14 protein-coding genes, 1 tRNA gene and 1 pseudogene are annotated in these 18,671 nt (G+C 70.9%); 12 read left to right on the forward strand and 4 right to left on the reverse strand.

The features are described from left to right. The first annotated feature begins 48 nt into the window (after positions 1-48). The 6 genes and pseudogenes from GA0070607_RS14530 to GA0070607_RS14550 all read left to right on the forward strand — a co-directional run bounded on the left by GA0070607_RS14530 (position 49) and on the right by GA0070607_RS14550 (position 7,626). Positions 49-1,716, forward strand: coding sequence for a fumarate hydratase (locus GA0070607_RS14530; RefSeq protein ID WP_089018687.1), 1,668 nt, complete (start codon positions 49-51; stop codon positions 1,714-1,716). 260 nt (positions 1,717-1,976) lie between these two features. Next, complete coding sequence (locus GA0070607_RS14535; RefSeq protein ID WP_089018688.1) at positions 1,977-4,958, forward strand: AfsR/SARP family transcriptional regulator; 2,982 nt, start codon at positions 1,977-1,979, stop codon at positions 4,956-4,958. Positions 4,959-4,993: 35 nt separating this feature from the next. Then, positions 4,994-6,403, forward strand: coding sequence for a class II fumarate hydratase (locus GA0070607_RS14540; RefSeq protein ID WP_172899034.1), 1,410 nt, complete (start codon positions 4,994-4,996; stop codon positions 6,401-6,403). A 199-nt stretch (positions 6,404-6,602) separates the two neighbouring features. Continuing rightward, a pseudogene (locus GA0070607_RS33385) lies at positions 6,603-6,743 on the forward strand (helix-turn-helix domain-containing protein); the annotation flags it as partial. A gap of 28 nt (positions 6,744-6,771) precedes the next feature. Continuing rightward, on the forward strand, positions 6,772-6,867 hold the full coding sequence (locus tag GA0070607_RS14545; protein WP_089018690.1) for a DUF397 domain-containing protein: 96 nt from the start codon (positions 6,772-6,774) through the stop codon (positions 6,865-6,867). Between the two features lie 174 nt (positions 6,868-7,041). Continuing rightward, the gene (locus GA0070607_RS14550) at positions 7,042-7,626 is read left to right on the forward strand and encodes a GNAT family N-acetyltransferase (RefSeq protein ID WP_089018691.1); all 585 of its coding nucleotides are present in this window, start codon (positions 7,042-7,044) and stop codon (positions 7,624-7,626) included. Here the strand turns inward: GA0070607_RS14550 and GA0070607_RS14555 are convergent. Next, positions 7,593-8,138 carry a CGNR zinc finger domain-containing protein gene (locus tag GA0070607_RS14555; RefSeq protein WP_089018692.1) on the reverse strand — a complete coding sequence of 182 codons (546 nt, stop codon included), beginning with the start codon at positions 8,136-8,138 and terminating at the stop codon, positions 7,593-7,595. The two genes, GA0070607_RS14550 and GA0070607_RS14555, sit on opposite strands and share 34 nt — an antisense overlap. An 86-nt stretch (positions 8,139-8,224) precedes the next feature. Here GA0070607_RS14555 and GA0070607_RS14560 point away from each other — a divergent pair, with 86 nt between their 5' ends. Both GA0070607_RS14560 and GA0070607_RS14565 read left to right on the forward strand, forming a co-directional pair. Next, complete coding sequence (locus tag GA0070607_RS14560) at positions 8,225-9,190, forward strand: EamA family transporter (RefSeq protein ID WP_089018693.1); 966 nt, start codon at positions 8,225-8,227, stop codon at positions 9,188-9,190. Positions 9,191-9,439: 249 nt separating this feature from the next. After that, complete coding sequence (locus tag GA0070607_RS14565) at positions 9,440-11,149, forward strand: S8 family serine peptidase (protein WP_089021856.1); 1,710 nt, start codon at positions 9,440-9,442, stop codon at positions 11,147-11,149. A gap of 134 nt (positions 11,150-11,283) precedes the next feature. Here the strand turns inward: GA0070607_RS14565 and GA0070607_RS14570 are convergent, their stop codons facing one another. Beyond that, the gene (locus GA0070607_RS14570) at positions 11,284-12,273 is read right to left on the reverse strand and encodes a DUF559 domain-containing protein (protein ID WP_089018694.1); all 990 of its coding nucleotides are present in this window, start codon (positions 12,271-12,273) and stop codon (positions 11,284-11,286) included. Between the two features lie 213 nt (positions 12,274-12,486). Further along, a complete protein-coding gene (locus GA0070607_RS14575) occupies positions 12,487-13,197 on the reverse strand; it encodes an IclR family transcriptional regulator (RefSeq protein ID WP_089018695.1) in 711 nt (236 codons plus the stop codon). 63 nt (positions 13,198-13,260) lie between these two features. Here GA0070607_RS14575 and cysS point away from each other — a divergent pair, with 63 nt between their 5' ends. Both cysS and rlmB read left to right on the forward strand, forming a co-directional pair. Further along, positions 13,261-14,676: a cysteine--tRNA ligase gene (gene cysS, locus GA0070607_RS14580; RefSeq protein WP_089018696.1), complete on the forward strand. Its 1,416-nt coding sequence runs from the start codon at positions 13,261-13,263 to the stop codon at positions 14,674-14,676. After that, positions 14,676-15,806, forward strand: coding sequence for a 23S rRNA (guanosine(2251)-2'-O)-methyltransferase RlmB (rlmB, locus tag GA0070607_RS14585; protein WP_089018697.1), 1,131 nt, complete (start codon positions 14,676-14,678; stop codon positions 15,804-15,806). The genes cysS and rlmB overlap by 1 nt, the downstream gene beginning before the upstream one ends. Before the next feature lie 139 nt (positions 15,807-15,945). Here rlmB and GA0070607_RS14590 read toward each other — a convergent pair whose 3' ends face one another. Beyond that, the gene (locus tag GA0070607_RS14590; protein ID WP_089018698.1) at positions 15,946-17,037 is read right to left on the reverse strand and encodes an ABC transporter ATP-binding protein; all 1,092 of its coding nucleotides are present in this window, start codon (positions 17,035-17,037) and stop codon (positions 15,946-15,948) included. A 351-nt stretch (positions 17,038-17,388) separates the two neighbouring features. On the opposite strand from GA0070607_RS14590, the gene GA0070607_RS14595 reads away from it, so the two are divergent. Both GA0070607_RS14595 and GA0070607_RS14600 read left to right on the forward strand, forming a co-directional pair. Continuing rightward, positions 17,389-17,465: transfer RNA gene (locus GA0070607_RS14595), tRNA-Thr, on the forward strand. A gap of 328 nt (positions 17,466-17,793) precedes the next feature. Then, positions 17,794-18,552 carry an acyltransferase gene (locus tag GA0070607_RS14600; protein WP_089018699.1) on the forward strand — a complete coding sequence of 253 codons (759 nt, stop codon included), beginning with the start codon at positions 17,794-17,796 and terminating at the stop codon, positions 18,550-18,552. The last annotated feature ends 119 nt before the right edge of the window (positions 18,553-18,671 follow it).

Consider the following 18,671-nt stretch of genomic DNA (forward strand, 5'->3'; position numbering starts at 1 on the left):
GCCCGGCGGGTGGGAATGATCGACCGGTCTGCCCTAGGCTTGCCGCTCATGAGCAGTGCCGCCGCATTCTCGTACGCCCCTTTGCTGCCGACCGGCCCCGACCAGACCGACTACCGCCTGGTCACCGACGAGGGCGTGGACGTCGTACACGGCCCGGGAGGCCGCCGGTTCCTCACCGTGGAGCCGGCCGCGCTCACCGCCCTGACCGCCGAGGCGATGCACGACATCGCGCACTTCCTGCGCCCTGCGCACCTGGCTCAGCTCCGGGCGATCATCGACGACCCGGCCGCCTCGCCGAACGACCGGTTCGTTGCGCTGGACCTGCTGCGCAACGCCAACATCGCCGCCGGTGGGGTGCTGCCGATGTGCCAGGACACCGGCACCGCCATCGTGATGGGCAAGCGGGGCCGGCACGTCCTGACCGACGGGGCCGACGCCGAGGCCATCTCCCGGGGTGTCTACCAGGCGTACACCAAGCTGAACCTGCGCTACTCCCAGCTGGCCCCGCTGACCATGTGGGACGAGCGGAACACCGGCAGCAACCTGCCGGCCCAGGTCGAGCTGTACGCCGAGGACCCGGACGGGCACCCCGACGCGTACAAGTTCCTGTTCATGGCCAAGGGCGGCGGCTCGGCCAACAAGTCGTACCTCTACCAGGAGACGAAGGCGCTGCTCAACCCGACGCGGATGATGCAGTTCCTGGAGGAGAAGCTGCGGCTGATCGGCACCGCCGCCTGCCCGCCGTACCACCTGGCCATCGTCATCGGCGGCACCTCCGCCGAGTACGCCCTGAAGACCGCGAAGTACGCCAGCGCCAAGTACCTGGACGCGCTGCCCACCGCCGGCTCGATGAGCGCCCACGGCTTCCGCGACCTGGAGCTGGAGGCGGAGGTGCTGGAGCTGACCCGCAACTTCGGCATCGGCGCGCAGTTCGGCGGCAGGTACTTCTGCCACGACGTGCGGGTGGTCCGGCTGCCGCGGCACGGCGCCTCCTGCCCGGTGGCGATCGCGGTCTCCTGCTCGGCGGACCGGCAGGCGGTCGCCAAGATCACCCCGTCGGGTGTCTGGCTGGAGCGGCTGGAGACCGACCCGGCGCGCTTCCTGCCCGACGTCACCGACGACTCACTCGACGCCGAGGTGGTCGTCCGGGTCGACCTGAACCGACCGATGGACGAGATCCGCGCCGAGCTGTCCAAGTACCCGGTGAAGACCCGGCTGTCGCTGTCCGGCCCCCTGGTGGTGGCCCGGGACATCGCGCACGCCAAGATCGCCGAGCGGCTGGACGCCGGCGAGCCGATGCCGCAGTACCTCCGCGACCACGCCGTCTACTACGCCGGCCCGGCCAAGACCCCCGAGGGGTACGCCTCCGGCTCGTTCGGGCCGACCACCGCCGGCCGGATGGACGCCTATGTGGAGAAGTTCCAGGCTGCCGGCGGATCGCAGGTGATGCTGGCCAAGGGCAACCGGTCGGGTCAGGTGACCCGCTCCTGCCAGCAGCACGGCGGTTTCTACCTCGGCTCGATCGGCGGCCCCGCCGCACGCCTCGCCCAGGACTGCATCAAGCACGTCGAGGTCCTGGAGTATCCGGAGCTTGGCATGGAGGCGGTCTGGAAGATCGAGGTGGAGGACTTCCCCGCCTTCATCGTGGTCGACGACAAGGGCAACGACTTCTTCGCCGAGGTCACCAAGCCGGTGCTCACCGTCGGCCGTCGCTGACCCGCGTACGCGAAGGGGGCACCGGGCGATCAGCCCGATGCCCCCTTCTGTCATCCGTGCTTCACCGACATCGGTGCGCCCGACCCTGCTGGGATGGGAACGGGCGCACCGCCCCCGTCGGATGCCGTCACCGACAACCCGGAGCGAGTCTCCGGCGCGTCGCTGTCGATCCGCTCTCAGATCACTATCGCCGGATCGAGGCGATCCGTGACCGTAGGGCTACCCTGCTGGAAGTTGCACAATCGACGCGGGGGGAGCAGATGCGGTTCGGGATCCTGGGGCCTCTGCGGGTCGGCGGTGGCGAGTCCACCGTCACCGCCGGTCGCGACCGGATCGTGCTTGCCATGCTGCTGCTTCGGTCCGGCCGGCTGGTGCCGGTCGAGGAGTTGGTCGACGCCGTGTGGGAGGAACGCCCGCCGGCCACCGCCCGCGCACAGTTGCAGACCTGCGTGTCGCGGTTGCGGCGTCGGTTCGCCGAGCTCGGGCTGGCGCCGGAGACCATCGTCACCGACCCGGCGGGGTACGGCGTGCGTACCGCGCCGGCTGACCTGGACGCCGAGGTCTTCGCCCGCAGTGTGGAGACTGCCCGGGCCGCTGTCTCGGCCGGCCGGTTGGTCGACGCGCGGGAATGGTTCCGCGCGGCCCTGGTGCTCTGGCGCGGGCCGGCCCTCGGAGGCATCACCAGCCGCAGCGTCCGCCGCCGCGCCCAGGCGCTCGACGAGCAGCGCCTCACCGCGCTGGAGGAGTGCGTCGACGTCGAGTTGCGCCTCGGCCAGGCCGCCGAGCTGCTGGAGGAGCTGACCGAGAGCGTCGACCAGCACCCGCTGCGGGAACGCCTGCGCGGCCAACTGATGCTCGCCCTCTCCTCGGTCGGCCGGCAGGCCGACGCGCTAGCGGTCTACCGGGAGGGCCGGCGGATCTACGCCGACGAGCTGGGCATCGAACCGGGCGCCGAGTTGCAGGAACTGCACCAGCGGGTGCTCGCCGGCGACCTGGCCCTGGCCGGCCGGGAGACCAGGCTGGTCACCCCGGTTCGGGCGCTACCCCGGGCGATCGGTGACTTCACCGGCCGGCAGGAGACGATGGCCCGCCTGGTCAAGGAGATCGAGGAGGACGGCAGCCGGATCCAGCTCATCGACGGGATGGCCGGCAGCGGCAAGACCACCCTCGCCGTGCACGTGGCCACCGCGCTCGCCGACCGCTACCCGGATGCCCAGCTCTTCGTCGACCTGCACGGGCACAGCGAGCGCAGCCCGCTGACGCCGGCCACGGCCATGGCCGCCCTGCTGCGCCAGCTTGGCGTGCCGGCGGAGCGGATGCCGGTGGACCCGGACGACCGGCTGGCGCTGTGGCGGACCGAACTGGCCGGCCGGCGGGCCGTGGTGGTGCTGGACAACGCGGCCAGCGTCGACCAGGTGGCACCGCTGCTGCCCAACGGCTCACACTGCCTGGTCCTGATCACCAGCCGCCGCCGGCTGCTCGGCGTGGACGAGGGACGACCGTCGTCACTGCCGGTGCTCGACGCCGACGAGGCCGTAGAGCTGCTCGGTCGGGTGGCCGGCGCGGAACGTGTCGCCGCCGAACCGGAGGCGGCCGCCGAGGTGGCGCGTCGCTGCGGCCACCTGCCACTCGCCATCCGGTTGGCCGGTGCCCGCCTGGCGCACCGACCGCACTGGCGCGTCGCCGACCTCGCCGAGCGCCTGGTCACCGGGGCGGGCCCGCTGACCGAGCTGGCCGCCGGGCAGCGCTCGGTCGGGCAGGCGTTCGCACTGTCGTACGCGCAGGTCTCTCCGCCGGCGCAACGGCTGTTCCGGCTGCTCGGTCTCCACCCCGGCGGACGGCTGGACAGCGAAGTGGCCGCCGCGCTGGCGGAGCTGCCCCGGACCGAAACGCAGAGGCTGCTGGACGAGTTGGTCGACGCGCACCTGGCGGAGGAGGTGCAGCCGGGCCGGTACCGGTTGCACGATCTGCTCCGGGAGTACGCCCGGTTGCTGCTCGACGCCGGGGAGCGGCGGAACGAACGTCGGGCCGCCCTGGAGCGGTTGCTGGACCATCACCTGTCCGTCGCGGTGGCGATCGCCCGGTCGATCGAGGCGGCGGGCAGTCGCCGCACCATTCCGGTCGGCACGCCCAGCCGGCCCGATCTGGTGGCCGCCCCGGCATCCCAGGGGCCGGTGTGGTTCGAGGAGAACCTGGCAGCGCTCACCGCCCTGGTCCGGGTGGCCGAGGAGGAGGACTTTCCGACCCAGTGCTGGCAGCTGGCCCGGGCCTGCTGGCGGTTCAACTTCGACGGCGGGCACCTCGGCGAGCTGATCGAGACCCACACGATCGGGCTCCGGGTCGCCGAGCGGCTCGGAGACGAGGCGGCAGTCGCCGTGATGCTCAACTACCTCTCCTCGGCGTACTTCCGGCTGGCCCGTTTCCCGGAGGCGATCACGTCGATGGAGGTGGCGCTCGACCTGCGCCGCCGGCTCGGGCTGCGGGGCGATGTGCTCAGCACGCTGTGGAACCTCGGAATCTCGTACGCCTCGAACGGTGACTTCCGGCAGGGCAAGGCGAGGTTCGACGAGGCTCTGAGCATGGTCACCGGGCTGGGTGACGCACACGAACTGACCAACCTGCAGAACAACCTGTGCTTCGCGCTGATCGGCTGGGGCCGGTACGACGAGGCGCTGCGCACTGCCCGGCAGCACCTGATGCTGGCTCGTCAGACGAAGGACATGCGGCAGACCGCGAACGCGCTCGGGCACCTCGGCATGATCCGGCACCGGCTGGGTGATCTGGGCCCGGCCCGTCGGATCCTGCGGGTGGCGTTGCACCTCAAGCGCCAATTGGGTAACCGATTCGGCGAGGGCGAGGTGCTCAACGAGATCGGTGTGATGGAGCGCGTCGCCGGGCGGCCGGAACGCGCCACCGCCCTGCACCGGGACGCGCTGGTGGCGATGATGGAGGTGGGCGATCGGGTGGGGCAGTGCGCCTCGCGCAACCTGATGGCCCGGGCGATCCAGGACCAGGGGGACGTCGCCAGCGCGCTCGACCTGCACCGTCGGGTCCTCGCCGACGCGACCCGGTTGGGCGTCCGGTACGAGCAGGCCCGCGCGTTGGAGGGCATCGCCCGCTGCCTGCGGGACACCGACCCGGCAGCGGCCCGCGCACATCTGATCCGGGCCCTGCCCCTGTTCCGACAGATTGAGTCACCGGACCAGCACCGGGTGGAGCGGCTGCTGGCCGAGTTGGGCTGAGGGTTCATCTGCGAGTCGGCGACGGGCGCGGCAGGATGGTACGCGTGACGACTCCAGAGGCGACGGGTTACCGGATCGAACGCGACTCGATGGGCGAGGTGGAGGTGCCCGCCGAAGCGTTGTGGCGGGCCCAGACGCAGCGTGCGGTGCAGAACTTCCCGATCTCCGGCCGGGGCATCGAGCCGGCCCAGATCAAGGCGCTGGCCCAGATCAAGGGTGCGGCCGCCGCGGTCAACGGTGAGCTGGGGGTGATCGACGCGAACGTGGCCGCGGCGATCGGCGCCGCCGCCGCGCACGTGGCCGCCGGCGGGTACGACGACCAGTTCCCGGTGGACGTGTTCCAGACCGGCTCCGGCACGTCGTCGAACATGAACACCAACGAGGTGATCGCCACCCTGGCCAGCCGGGAGCTGGGGTCGCCGGTGCACCCGAACGACCACGTCAACGCCTCCCAGTCGAGCAACGACGTATTCCCGTCCTCGATCCACCTGGCTGCCACCCAGTTCATCGTCGAGGATCTGCTGCCGTCGCTGGCCCACCTGGCCTCGGCGTTGGAGGCCAAGGCCGCCGAGTTCGAGACGGTGGTCAAGGCCGGGCGTACGCACCTGATGGACGCCACCCCGGTCACGCTGGGCCAGGAGTTCGGCGGGTACGCCGCGCAGGTCCGCTACGGCATCGAGCGATTGGAGGGCTCGCTGCCCCGACTGGCCGAGCTGCCGTTGGGTGGCACCGCCGTCGGCACCGGGATCAACACCCCGCTCGGCTTCGCCGCCGCGGTGATCGACAAGCTGCGCGAGTCGACCGGGTTGCCGTTGTCCGAGGCCCGCAACCACTTCGAGGCGCAGGGCGCGCGGGACGCGCTGGTGGAGACCTCGGGGCAGCTGCGTACCGTGGCCATCGGCCTCTACAAGATCGCCAACGACATCCGCTGGATGGGCTCTGGCCCCCGTGCCGGCCTCCGCGAGCTGCGCATCCCCGACCTCCAGCCCGGCTCGTCGATCATGCCGGGCAAGGTCAACCCGGTGGTGGCCGAGGCCATGCGGCAGGTCTGCGCCCAGGTCGTCGGCAACGACGCGACGGTCGGATTCGCCGGCTCGCAGGGCGACTTCGAGCTGAACGTGATGCTCCCGGTGATGGGCCGCAACCTGCTGGAGTCGATCCGGCTGCTGGCCGCGGCGAGCCGACTGTTCGCCGACCGCCTGGTGGCCGGCCTGGTCGCGGACGCCGAGGTCTGCCTGGCGTACGCCGAGGGCTCGCCGTCGATCGTCACCCCGCTCAACCGCTACCTCGGGTACGACGAGGCCGCGTCGATCGCCAAGGAGGCGCTGGCCAGGCAGACCTCGATCCGCGAGGTGGTGATCTCCCGGGGGCACGTGGACTCCGGCAAGCTCACTGAGACCCAGCTCGACGAGGTGCTCGACCTGCTCCGGATGACCCACCCCTGACATCCGGCCTTCCCGACTCAGCAAGCCGCGCGATCGGGCAGGGCCAGGGCGCGGCGCAGACCCGGCACAGCCAGAGCGGGCGCAACGGCAGATCGCGCTCGATCCTGGATGTAGTGGCTTCCGCACGTCAGGACCCCACTGTTTCCACGATCGAGCATGATCTTGCGCGGTCGGTCGAGGTGGCCGGCATGGACGGGGTCTGGGTCGTGGACGGGGAGCGGACGGTCCCGTGCGGCGCCGGACGCGGCGGGGCTGAAGTCAGGACGAGTTGGCCAAGGCCGTCAACTACTCGGCGTCGATGGTCAGCGCCGTCGAGCTGGGCCAGCAAGCGCCCACCGCAGCAGCCGCAGCAACCAGGACGCCAACTCGTGGTCGGGGTGCGAGACAGCAAGGACTTGGACGGGCCCGTGCTGGTTGTCGACGCGTACTCCTGGCGGCTCTTCGTGGTCGCTCGCCCGCGCTGACGCGACCGCCTTGCCCGCTGCGGTGGTCGCGGGCGTTGTCGCCCGCAACTTCGCGGAAGTTGCTGCCTCGTCGCGCCCTGACACAGCAACTTCCCCGAGGTTGCGCGGATCTTGCGTGCCGGCGGCGCCTGTAAACGGCTCGACGGTGGTGTGAAGCGGCGGGACGATCCCGTTATGAGTGACCTGCCCTACACCGAGCGGTTGCGGTTTCGGCGGTTGACCATGGCTGACGTGGACGCGCTGGTTGAGCTGGACAGCGATCCCGAGGTGATGCGGTTCCTCAGCGGTGGCGTGGCCACGCCGCTGGCCACGGCCCGCGACGAGCAGTTGCCGAGGCTGCTGGCCCAGTACGAGCGGCATCCCGGGTTGGGCCGTTGGGCGGCGCTCGACCGGGAGACCGGCGGGTTCCTGGGCTGGTTCGCGCTCGATCCGTCGGCGGACGGCACCGAGGCCGAGCTGGGCTACCGGTTGCGTCGCTCGGCATGGGGGCGCGGCCTGGCCACCGAGGGCTCCCGGGCGCTGGTCCGGTATGCCTTCGACACCGTCGGCGTGCGGCGGGTCTGGGCCGAGACGATGGCGGTCAACGACCGGTCCCGGCGGGTGATGGCGAAGGCCGGGTTGCGCTACCTACGCACCTTCCACCTGCGGTGGGACGACCCGATTCCCGGCGCCGAGCACGGCGAGGTGGAGTACGAGCTGCGGGCCGGGGAGTGGGCCGACACCGTTCAGGAGCGGCCGGCGGCGCGGCGGGCGCGGTAGGCGGTCACCGCGGCGCGGTTGCCGCAGCCGGCCTCACAGAACCGCCGCGACCGGTTGCGGGACAGGTCCACGACGACGTTGTCGCAGTCGGGGTACTCGCAGATCCGCAGCCGACCCAACTCACCGGCGCGGACCAGGTCGGCGATCGCCATCGCCGCCTCCACCGCGATCCGGGTGGCCAGCGGCGCGTCGCGGGGCACGGCGTGCAGGTGGTACGGCTCGTCGTCGTGCTCGATCAGCTGCGGCAGTGCCCGGTGCTCCAGCAGCAGGCCGTTGACCACGGCGACGATCTCGGCCGGTTCGGCGTGCCAGATGCGGCGCAGTTGGGGTCGCAACTGCCGGACGGCGCGTAGCTCCGCGTCGGTGTGCTCGTGCCGTCCGCTGTAGGAGTACCGGGCGAAGAAGGCGTCCAGCGCGGCGATGTCGGGCAGGAGCTCGCCGTCTCGGCCCGCCGTGTTGACCAGCGCGGCGGTGGCGATCAGGGAACACTCGGTGTCATGAGCGAACAGCAACTTGACTCCTGTCACAGGGGCCGCCTAGCGTCATGGGCACAAGGATAGTTTGCTCATGACAGCACCGCTGATCCGAGGAGCGCAGGATGCAGCCACGACCCGCCGTCGGCGCCGCGTTGGCGCTGCTCTCCGCGGTCACCTTCGCCACCTCGGGCACCTTCGCGCGGTCGCTCATCGAGGCCGGCTGGTCGGCCGAGGCAGCGGTGATCGCCCGGGTCGGCGTGGCCGCCCTGGTGCTGGCGATCCCGGCGCTGCTGTCGCTGCGGGGCAGGTGGGACGTGTTGCGCCGGAACGTCACAGCGATCGGGATGTTCGGGCTGCTCGGCGTGGCGTTGGCACAGGTCTGCTTCTTCAACGCCGTGCGCTACCTGCCGGTCGGCGTCGCGCTGCTGCTGGAGTACCTGGGCATCATCCTCGTCGTGGGCTGGATGTGGCTGCGGCACGGGCAGCAGCCGCGCCGGCTCACCGTGGCCGGGTCGGTGGCCGCCCTGGCCGGGCTGGCGTTCGTGCTGGACCTCGCCGGCACCGCCAACTTCCACCCGGTGGGCGTGCTCTGGGGGCTGGGCGCCGCGTTCGGCCTCGCCGGCTACTTCGTGCTCGCCGGTCGGGTCGATTCCCGGCTGCCCTCGGTCGCCATGGCCAGCGGTGGCATGGCGGTCGGCGCCGCCGCGCTGCTCCTTGTCGGGCTGACCGGTCTGCTACCGCTGCGTGCCACGTTCGGCGAGGTCACCTTCGCCGGGCAGCGCACCAGCTGGCTGCTGCCCATCGCGGGGCTCTCCCTGGTGGCCGCCGTGATCGCGTACCTGGCCGGGATCGCCGGCACCCGCATCCTCGGCCCCCGGCTCTCGTCGTTCGTCGGGCTGACCGAGGTGCTCTTCGCGGTGCTTATCGCCTGGCTCCTCCTGGACGAGCTGCCCACCGCCTGGCAGCTGTTCGGTGGCGGGCTGATCGTCGCCGGGGTGGCCCTGGTGCGGCTCGACGAGCTGCGCGGGCCGGCAGCGGAACCCGCGCCTGTCCCGCCCGAGCCCGTGCTTGCGGTCGACCGTCGGTAGACGGTGGGCCCGGCGCTGACCACAGTGGGGTTCGACGCCGACGAGACCCTGCTCGACCTGCGGTCGGCGGTGACGCCGGAGTGTCCACTATGGCCTACCTGCCCAGGGCGCGTCCCGACCTGGGTGGGTCACGCGTCGACCCGGGTGGATGAAGGAGAGATTCACCGCTATAAGGGGCGCTCGTCTGGCGCAAACCCGGTGTGTGTTGTGTGATGGCTGCCACGTCCCTCAACGAGAGGATCTGATGTGGTGAGCAAGCGCTTAACCGCTGGTGCCGTCGCGACCGCGGCGGTGCTGGCACTCACGGCTTCGGGGATGGCGGTGCCGGCCAGCGCCGCACCGACCAGCTCCCGAACCTTCACAGTCGTCGCCGAGGACGGTGTCGCCGCCGACACCGCGGTCGCCGCCATCCGAGCGGCCGGTGGCACTGTGGTGTCCCGGTCCGACGAGGTCGGCATGTTCCAGGTGACCAGCGACCGGGCCGACTTCGCGGCACGGGCGACCGCTGCCCCGACGCTGATCGGTGCCGCCGAGCAGAAGGCCATCGGCCGCAAGCCGAAGCTGGACCGGGTCGAGCAGGAGAACCGCCTGGCGGCCGCCTCCGCCGCCGGTGCCGCTGCCAAGAAGGGCGCCAAGCTGGACCCGCTCGACGAGAAGCTCTGGGGCCTGGAGATGATCCGGGCCGACAAGGCGCGCAAGATCGAGCCAGGTGACCGTCGGGTGACCGTCGGCGTGCTGGACACCGGCGTCGACGCCAGCAACCCGGACATCGCGCCGAACTTCAACTGGGCACTGTCGCGCAACTTCGCGCCGGACATGACCGACGTGGACGGCGCCTGCGAGGTGCCGAGCTGCCTCGACCCGGTCGGCACCGACGACGGCGGGCACGGCACCCACGTCGCCGGCACCATCGGCGCCGCGGCGAACGGCTTCGGCGTCTCCGGCGTCGCCCCGAACGTCTCGCTGGTCGAGTTGAAGGGTGGCCAGGACTCCGGCTACTTCTTCCTCAACCCGGTGGTCAACGCCCTGGTCTACGCCGGCCGGTCGGGGATCGACGTGGTCAACATGTCGTTCTACGTCGACCCGTGGCTCTACAACTGCACCGCCAACCCCGCCGACTCGCCAGAAGACCAGGCTGAGCAGCGGGCCATCATCAAGGCGATGAAGCGGGCGCTGGTGTTCGCGCACAACAAGGGCGTCACCCTCGTCGGCGCGCTCGGGAACAACAACGAGGACCTCGGCGCCCCGCGCACCGACGTCACCAGCCCGGACTACGGCGCCGACCCGTACCCGCGCCCGATCGACAACGAGAGCTGCTGGGATCTGCCCACCGAGGGCCCGCACGTGATCGGCGTGTCGTCGGTCGGTCCGTCCGGCAAGAAGTCGGACTTCTCCAACTACGGCACCGAGCAGATCTCGGTCGCCGCGCCCGGTGGCTGGGCCCGGGACGGCTTCGGAACCCCGACGTACAACAGCCCGGGTAACCGGATCCTCTCCACCTACCCGCTGAAGGTGCTCCAGGAGGAGCCGATCTCCGCCACCATCCCGGACCCGATGGTGGACGCCAACGGCAACATCGACCCGCGCGTGGCCACGCTCGTCTTCAAGCAGTGCAAGGCCAACGGTGAGTGCGGCTACTACACCTACCTCCAGGGCACCTCGATGGCGTCCCCGCACGCCGCCGGCGTCGCCGCGCTGATCGTCAGCCGGTACGGCAAGCCGGAGCGCCGGGGTGGCTTCGGCATGTCGCCGGACCTGGTCGAGCAGCACCTCTACCGGACGGCGGCCGAGCACGCCTGCCCGGAGCCGCGGCTGCAGCAGTACCGCAACGAGGGCCGTGACGAGACCTACGACGCCTACTGCGCCGGTGGGGTCAACTTCAACGGCTTCTACGGGTACGGGATCGTCGACGCCTACGCGGCGGTGAAGACCCCGCTCAAGCCGAACGCCCGACCGTAGGGCAACACGTCGGGGCCCGGTCGACCCTGGTCGGCCGGGCCCCGACGTCATTCCCAGGACTTGATCGACTTCAGGTCGCCGAAATGGCGGTATCGGGCTCGCCTGATGCCCCCATGTCGGCGATCTGAGATCGATCAGCTCCGAGATGATCCGCGGCGCCAGCCGCGGGAAATCAAAGCCGCCCGAACCTCGTTGAGCACGGCCGGGAAATCGTTCTGCAGCCGTCGGCTGGTCACGTGCAGCACCAGCCAGCCCGCACCGACGAGCAGATTGAGCCGTTGGCGGTCGCGGTGCAGTTGTTCGGGGTCCGCGTGCCACCGGCCGTCGTACTCCACGGCCACCCGGAACTCAGGCCAGGCCAGATCGCTGTGGAGCACGAGCCCGCCGGGCAGTGGGATCGGGTGCTGAGCCACCGGCCGGGGCAACCCGCCCAGCACCAGACGTACCCGTAGCTGCGACTCGGGCGGTGACTGCGCGCCCGGATCGGCCAGACCGAACACCCAGGTCGCACGCCGACCACCCGGTCGCTCTGCGTTGGCGTTGGCGACGGCGGCCAGCGCGGTCCGGCTGGTCATGCCACTCGCGAGCAGTGAATCGACGATGGCGACCGCTCGCAGCGGCTCCAACCAGGCAGCCGCCTCCCAGGCGGCGGAGGCGGGGCCTGTCCGGCGGAGTGTGGAGTCCCTCCTTCTGGGGGAAGGGTCACTTGTCGGGGTGGTGGGCGGAGGAGGACCAGCCAGCAACCGAGGCTCAGTCAGGCCCGGGGACGCGGGTGCGCTGGCGCCAACCAGGTGCACGCGGATGCCACGTTGCGAGTCGACCCGGGCGCTCCTCGGCACAAGGACGTGCACGTCATCGTCAAAGCCGGCGGCGTGTTCGATGCCGTGCAGGTAGGCCGAGGACGGACCGGCGATCATCGCCTCCGGTGGCAGCCGCAACGCCGCGGCTCGGCAGGCCAACCTGTGATCCCGATCGAGCCGGGCGTCCGCGTACACGTCGTGCCGGAGCCGGACCCAGGATGCGCCGCGTAGCTGATGTCTGGTCACCAGGCCCTGCCGGATCACGTCGGAGCCGCGGAAGACCTGCCAGGCGAGGGCGGGGGGCCGGTGGGGGTGAGGTGGCATGCCCTCAGCTTCGGATCCCAGGCTGGGCACCCGACACCCCTGTGGACAGCGGTCGGTGCTCTCGTGCTACGCCCCTGTGGACGAACATCCGGCACCAGTTTGACGTGGTATAACACGAGATCATCACCGTGCCGGCGATGTGGGGGTGTCGGCCGAAGGGGATACCGCAATATCGCCGATCCCGAGTTGGTCAGGCCGTGCGGGGCGGGGTAATCAGCGGAGGGCGGTGGCGACGGCCTGGGCGGCGGCGAGGACCTGGGTGCCGACCGTGTCGACGTCCAGCGGGGCGAGCGCCACCACGCCGACACTCGCCTCCAGTCCGGGTACGCCGAGCACCGGCGCGGCCACCCCGTACGCCCCGGACTGCAACTCGCCGCTGCTGCTCACCGGTCCCGCCGCCCCGGCCCGCCCGGCCAGGATGGCCCGGCCCGCCGCCCCCAGGTCCAGCGGATGTCGCGCCCCGGTCCGGTACGCGACGTGGAACGACGTCCAGCTCGGCTCGACCACGGCCAGGGCGACGCCCTCGCCACCCTCGACCACTGTCAGGTGCGCCGTGGCGCCGGCCTGCTCGGCGAGCCGGCGCAGGGCGGGCAGCGCTCCCTCGGCCAGCAACGGTTGGGCGCGCCGGGCCAGGTGCAGCACTCCCGCGCCGAGGCGGAGGCGGCCGTCGCCGGCGCGGCGCAGCATCCCGTGCCCGGTCAACGGGCCGAGCAGCCGGTAGACGGCCGCTCGCCCGATGCCGAGCTGGTTCGCCACCTCGGTGACTGTCAGCCCGCCCGGCGCCTCGGCGACCAGGTGCAGCAGCCGTAACCCCCGGTCCAGGGTCTGTGCCGTCTCCCCGGTCCGGCCGACGACCGCGTCGGCGCGGCCGGCGGGGGCGCTGGGGCTGGCCGGCGGCTCACCGGGGCGTGCGGTCGCATCCACGCCTGGCAGCGTACGACCCGGCACCGCCGGACCCGGACAGGCGGGGACGGCTACCCTTGTACGGTGACGCTACGCCTGTATGACACCGCCACCCGATCGGTGCGGGACTTCGTCCCGCGGGAAGCCGGCAAGGTGGGGGTCTACCTGTGTGGTCTCACCCTTCAGTCACCCCCGCACATCGGTCACCTTCGCTCCGGCGTCAACTACGACGTGCTGCGCCGCTGGCTGCTGGCCGCCGGTTACCAGGTCACCTTCATCCGCAACCTGACCGACATCGACGACAAGATCCTGGTCAAGGCGGGGGAGCAGGGCCGGCCGTTCTGGTCCATCGCGTACGCCAACGAGCTGATCCTCGCCGAGTCGTACCGGGCGTTGAACGTGTTGGCGCCCACCTATGAGCCGCGCGCCACCGGGCACATCCCCGAGATGCACGAGCTGATCACCAAGTTGATCGCCGACGGGCACGCCTACCCGGCCACGGACGGCTCCGGCGACGTCTACTTCGATGTGGCCTCCTGGCCGGCGTACGGGTCGCTGTCGGGTCAGTCCCCGGACGCGATGCAGTCGGCCGGTGACGCGCCCGACCGGGGCAAGCGCGACCCGCGCGACTTCGCGCTCTGGAAGGGCGCCAAGCCCGACGAGCCGGCGGACGCCTACTGGCCGTCGCCGTGGGGGCTGGGTCGCCCGGGCTGGCACATCGAGTGCTCGGCGATGTGCTGGCGTTACCTGGGCCCGGAGTTCGACATCCACGGCGGCGGGCTCGACCTCACCTTCCCGCACCACGAGAACGAGCTCGCCCAGTCCCAGGCGGCCGGGCTGCCGTTCGCCCGCCACTGGGTGCACCACGGGCTGCTCAGCATCGGCGGCGCCAAGATGGGCAAGTCCGCCGGCAACGCGCTCGGCTTGGCGTACGTGGAGTCGCTCGGGGTGCGCCCGGTCGAGCTGCGCTACTACTACGCCGCCGCGCACTACCGCTCGGTGATCGACTACTCGGAGGACGCGCTGCGCGACGCGGCCACCGCGTACCGCCGGATCGAGGGTTTCGTGCAGCGGGCCGCCGAGCGGGTCGGCGCCGGGCAGTTCGGCGAGCTGCCGAGCGGCTTCGTCGCGGCGATGGACGACGACCTCAACACCTCCGCCGCGCTGGCCGTGCTGCAACAGCAGATCCGGGACGGAAACACCGCGCTGAGCACCGGCGACGATGTGACCGTCCGCACCACCCTGGCCGCGGTGCGGGCAATGCTGGATATCCTCGGGATCGACCCCCTCGACCCGGCCTGGACCGGTGACGGCCGCTCGGATGACCTGCGTGCCGTGGTGGACTCCCTGATCGCGTTGGCCCTGGAGCAGCGCGCACAGGCCCGGGGCCGCAAGGACTGGACTGCCGCCGACGCGGTACGCGACCAGCTCAAGCTGGCCGGCGTGGTGGTCGAGGACACCCCCCAGGGCCCCCGTTGGACTATTGGAGAGCAGGACTGATGGCCGGCAACTCGCAGCGCCGTGGCCGGCGACTGACGCCGAAGGCGGGCGCCCCCAAGGGCACCGGCGGCAAGAACAAGGACTCCCTGGCCGGGCGGGGGCGCACCCTCCCCGCCGACGAGCGGCCGTGGCACAAGGGCTACTCGGGCACCGAGAAGCTGCCCCAGCGCACGGCCTGGAAGCAGGACAAGGAGCGCCGCACGGCGGCCGAGGAGGGGCGTGCCCCCAAGATCGGTCAGCCTGGCACCAAGGACACCACCTGGGGCAAGGGTGGCGGCCGGGGCGTTCCGGTCAACCGGGGCGGCACCGGCGGCCGGGGCGGCAAGCCCGGCGGTCGATCCGGCCCCCGGGTCACGCCGGGTCGCAAGTCCAACCCGGCCAAGGACAGCCCGGAGCTGCTGGTCGGGCGCAACCCGGTGCTGGAGGCGCTGCGCGCCCAGGTGCCGGCGACGGCGCTCTACACCGCGCAGGGCATCGACATGGACGACCGGATCAACGAGATCATCCGGACCGCCGCCGACCGGGGCATCGCCAACCTGGAGATCAGCCGGGCCGAGCTGGACCGGATGACCGGCGGGGTGCTGCACCAGGGCGTCGGCTTGCAGGTGCCGCCGTTCGCGTACCAGCCGTTCGAGGACATGGTCGCCGCGGCGCTGGAGCAACAGGCCCCGCTGCTTGTCGCGCTGGACGGTGTCACCGACCCGCGCAACCTGGGCGCGGTGATCCGCTCGGCCGCCGCGTTCGGCGCACAGGGTGTCTTCGTACCCGAGCGGCGTGCCGCCGGGATCACGGCGACCGCCTGGCGGACCAGTGCCGGCGCGGCCGCGCGGGTGCCGGTGGCACAGGTCACCAACCTGACCCGATCGTTGAAGGCGTGCCGCGACGCCGGCTTCATGGTCATCGGCCTGGACGCCGACGGTGACACCGAGCTCTACGACCTGGAGGCCGCCGTCGGCCCGCTGGTGGTCGTGGTCGGCTCCGAGGGGCGCGGGCTGTCCCGGCTGGTCGGGGAGACCTGCGACCTGACCGTCAGCATCCCGATGATCTCCGAGGTCGAGTCGCTCAACGCCAGCGTGGCCGCCGCGGTCACCCTGGCCGAGGTCGCCCGCCGGCGCGCCGCCGAGCAGTAGACGAGCGTCATCGAGGCCCCGTTCCCCGCATCTGCCGGGGACGGGGCCTCGTCGTGTCCGGCCTCGGGATCGGCTGGGTCCGGACATGCGACAGGGGCGGCCCGCCGAAGCGGACCGCCCCTGTCGGTACGGCGTTACGTCAGATCCGGGTGCCGGTGGCGGCGTGGAAGACGTGGCTGCGGCCGGTGCGCGGCTTGACGAACACGGTGTCACCCATGTTCGGCATGGTGCGCCGGTCGGTGCGGACGACGAAGCGCTCCGAGTTGCCACCCAGCGCGGCGTGGCCGTAGACGTTGGCGTCCGAGCCGAGGTCCTCGACGAGCTCGACGACGACCGGCATGCCGCCTTCGGTCGGGCTGACCAGGTCGCAGTCCTCCGGGCGGAAGCCCACGGTGACCTTGCCGTCGCCGCCCTCGGCGCGGGCCGCCTCGACCTGCTCGCGGGTCAGCGGGATCTGCAGCTCGGCGAACTCGGCACCGTTCTCGTTCAGCGGCACGGTCTTGATGTTCATGGCGGGGGAGCCCATGAAGCCGGCGACGAAGACGTTGGACGGGGTGTCGTAGAGCGCCCGCGGGGTGTCCACCTGCTGGAGTACGCCATCGAGCAGCACCGCGACCCGGTGACCCATGGTCATGGCCTCGACCTGGTCGTGCGTGACGTAGACCGTGGTGACGCCCAGCTTGGCCTGCAGCGACGCGATCTGGGTACGGGTCTGCACGCGCAGCTTGGCGTCGAGGTTCGACAGCGGCTCGTCCATCAGGAAGACCTGCGGCTCGCGGACGATCGCCCGGCCCATCGCGACGCGCTGACGCTGACCACCGGAGAGCGCCTTCGGCTTGCGGCTGAGGTACTCCTCCAGCTGGAGCAGCCCGGCCGCCTCCTTCACCCGCCGGTCGATCTCCGACTTGGAGGTCTTGCGCAGCTTGAGGGCGAACGCCATGTTCTCGTACACCGTCATGTGCGGGTAGAGGGCGTAGTTCTGGAAGACCATCGCGATGTCGCGGGCCTTGGGGGGGAGGTGGGTGACGTCACGCTGGTCGATGTAGATCGAGCCGGCGTCGACGTCCTCCAGCCCGGCGAGCATCCGCAGGCTGGTGGACTTGCCACAACCGGAGGGGCCGACCAGGACGAGGAACTCGCCGTCGCCGATCTCGAGGTCCAGCTCGTTGACGGCGGGACGCTCGGTGCCCGGGTAGATCCGGGACGCCTTGGAATAGGTGACCGTAGCCATGGTGAAGCGTTTCCTTTCACCGGCAGGAACGTGCCGGACGATCCGAGTGAAGGAGCGACCGGCACGTGTCCGTGCCGGTCAACGGACGGCGGGCCGATCGCGGGGCGGCCGGCCTGTCGTCCGTGTCACTGCACCGTAAACGGGTTTCCCCGCGCTGCCAAGGCAGGGGTGCGCCGGAAGTGGCACACGGCCTACGCATTCCGGTCAGTCGGGCACGGCCATGCATCAATCGACGCACCGCGCGTCCCGGGGAGGCCGTGGTGGCGTCGGGTTGTTGACGTTTCCCGTGCTCGGGAGCCCTCGCGAGCGGGATATGCAGATGTCAGTCGGTATGCTGACTCCGACGCACGCGCCCCTGTAGCTCAGCTGGCCAGAGCACTCGCCTTGTAAGCGAGATGTCGCCGGTTCGATCCCGGCCGGGGGCTCCAATTCCACCAGGCTTCTCCAACGGGCACCGCTGTGAGTCGACGGCACTCACGAGAGCCTCCCGTCGAGCTTGTCGAGCGCCCGCCGCATCGCGCGAGGTTGGCGTGCGCGTGGTGACGGCAAGTGACGGTCCGTGGATGGTTGCGGAGGGAGCATCCCACTGGGCATCGACCCGGGGCGGGCCAAAGCAGACCGCCGCCGGGCGGCGGCGGCCCGTTTCCCAGGAGGGCGGGTCGATGGCATATGGGGGTGGCCAGGTGGCTCCGTCATGGAATGCGCCGGCCGATTAGCGGGACCTTGGCCACCGCATGGTGTCGGTAGGCTATCGGGATGGGTAAAGTCACTGAGCTCGCCGAGTACTCCGATGACCGGGGCAACAGCATCGCCTTCGATGGGACACTCGGCGGGAAGATTTCCATCACTTTCAAGGGCCGAAACAACCGGATTATCGCCCCTAAAGGCGCGCGCATTGAGTACCTGAACGTGAACTTCGACTGCGACAACGGGACGCTGATCCTGGGCGCCAACACGGAGGTCGGCGGGATCAAGGCGGCCATCCGCATCGGACAGGACGCCACCGTGAAGTTCGGTGACAACGTAAACATGACCGGCCATTGCATGATCACAGCCGTGGAGGGGTGCACCGTCTCCTTCGGTGACGACGTGATGATGGCACAGGAAAATCAGTTCCGCACCGACGACGCCCACCCCATCTTCGACGTTACGACGGGGAAGCGGATCAACACGGCACGCGATGTGACGATCGGAAACCATGTCTGGTTCGCCAATGGAGCGGTCGCACTGGCCGGGGCGCGAGTCGGTGACGGCTCCGTGATCGGATTCCGCAGCCTGGTTACCGGGAAGATCTCCAACAACTGCATCGCGGTTGGCTCGCCGGCCAGGGTGACCCGGCGCAACATCGCGTGGGAGCGGCCGCACCTGTCACTTGTTCCGCCCTTCTACAAGCCCGACGTCTCGACCGTTGAGAAGTCCGCCTATTGGGCGCTCACCGAGGGCGATGAACCAGTTGTGAGAAGACGGACCCTGGTGCGACGACTGCGGGACGCATCCGTGGCGTTCACGCGCTAACTCCACATGAAGTCCTGGAGAGCATCCCATTCGGGGGGTGCCCTCAAGCCTCCACCAACCCCGCGCCCCAGGGGGGAACCACCATGCACGAGCTGCTCGTCGGACGAGGGTGATTTCGT

It is taken from the genome of Micromonospora coriariae (assembly GCF_900091455.1).
Taxonomy (GTDB): domain Bacteria; phylum Actinomycetota; class Actinomycetes; order Mycobacteriales; family Micromonosporaceae; genus Micromonospora; species Micromonospora coriariae.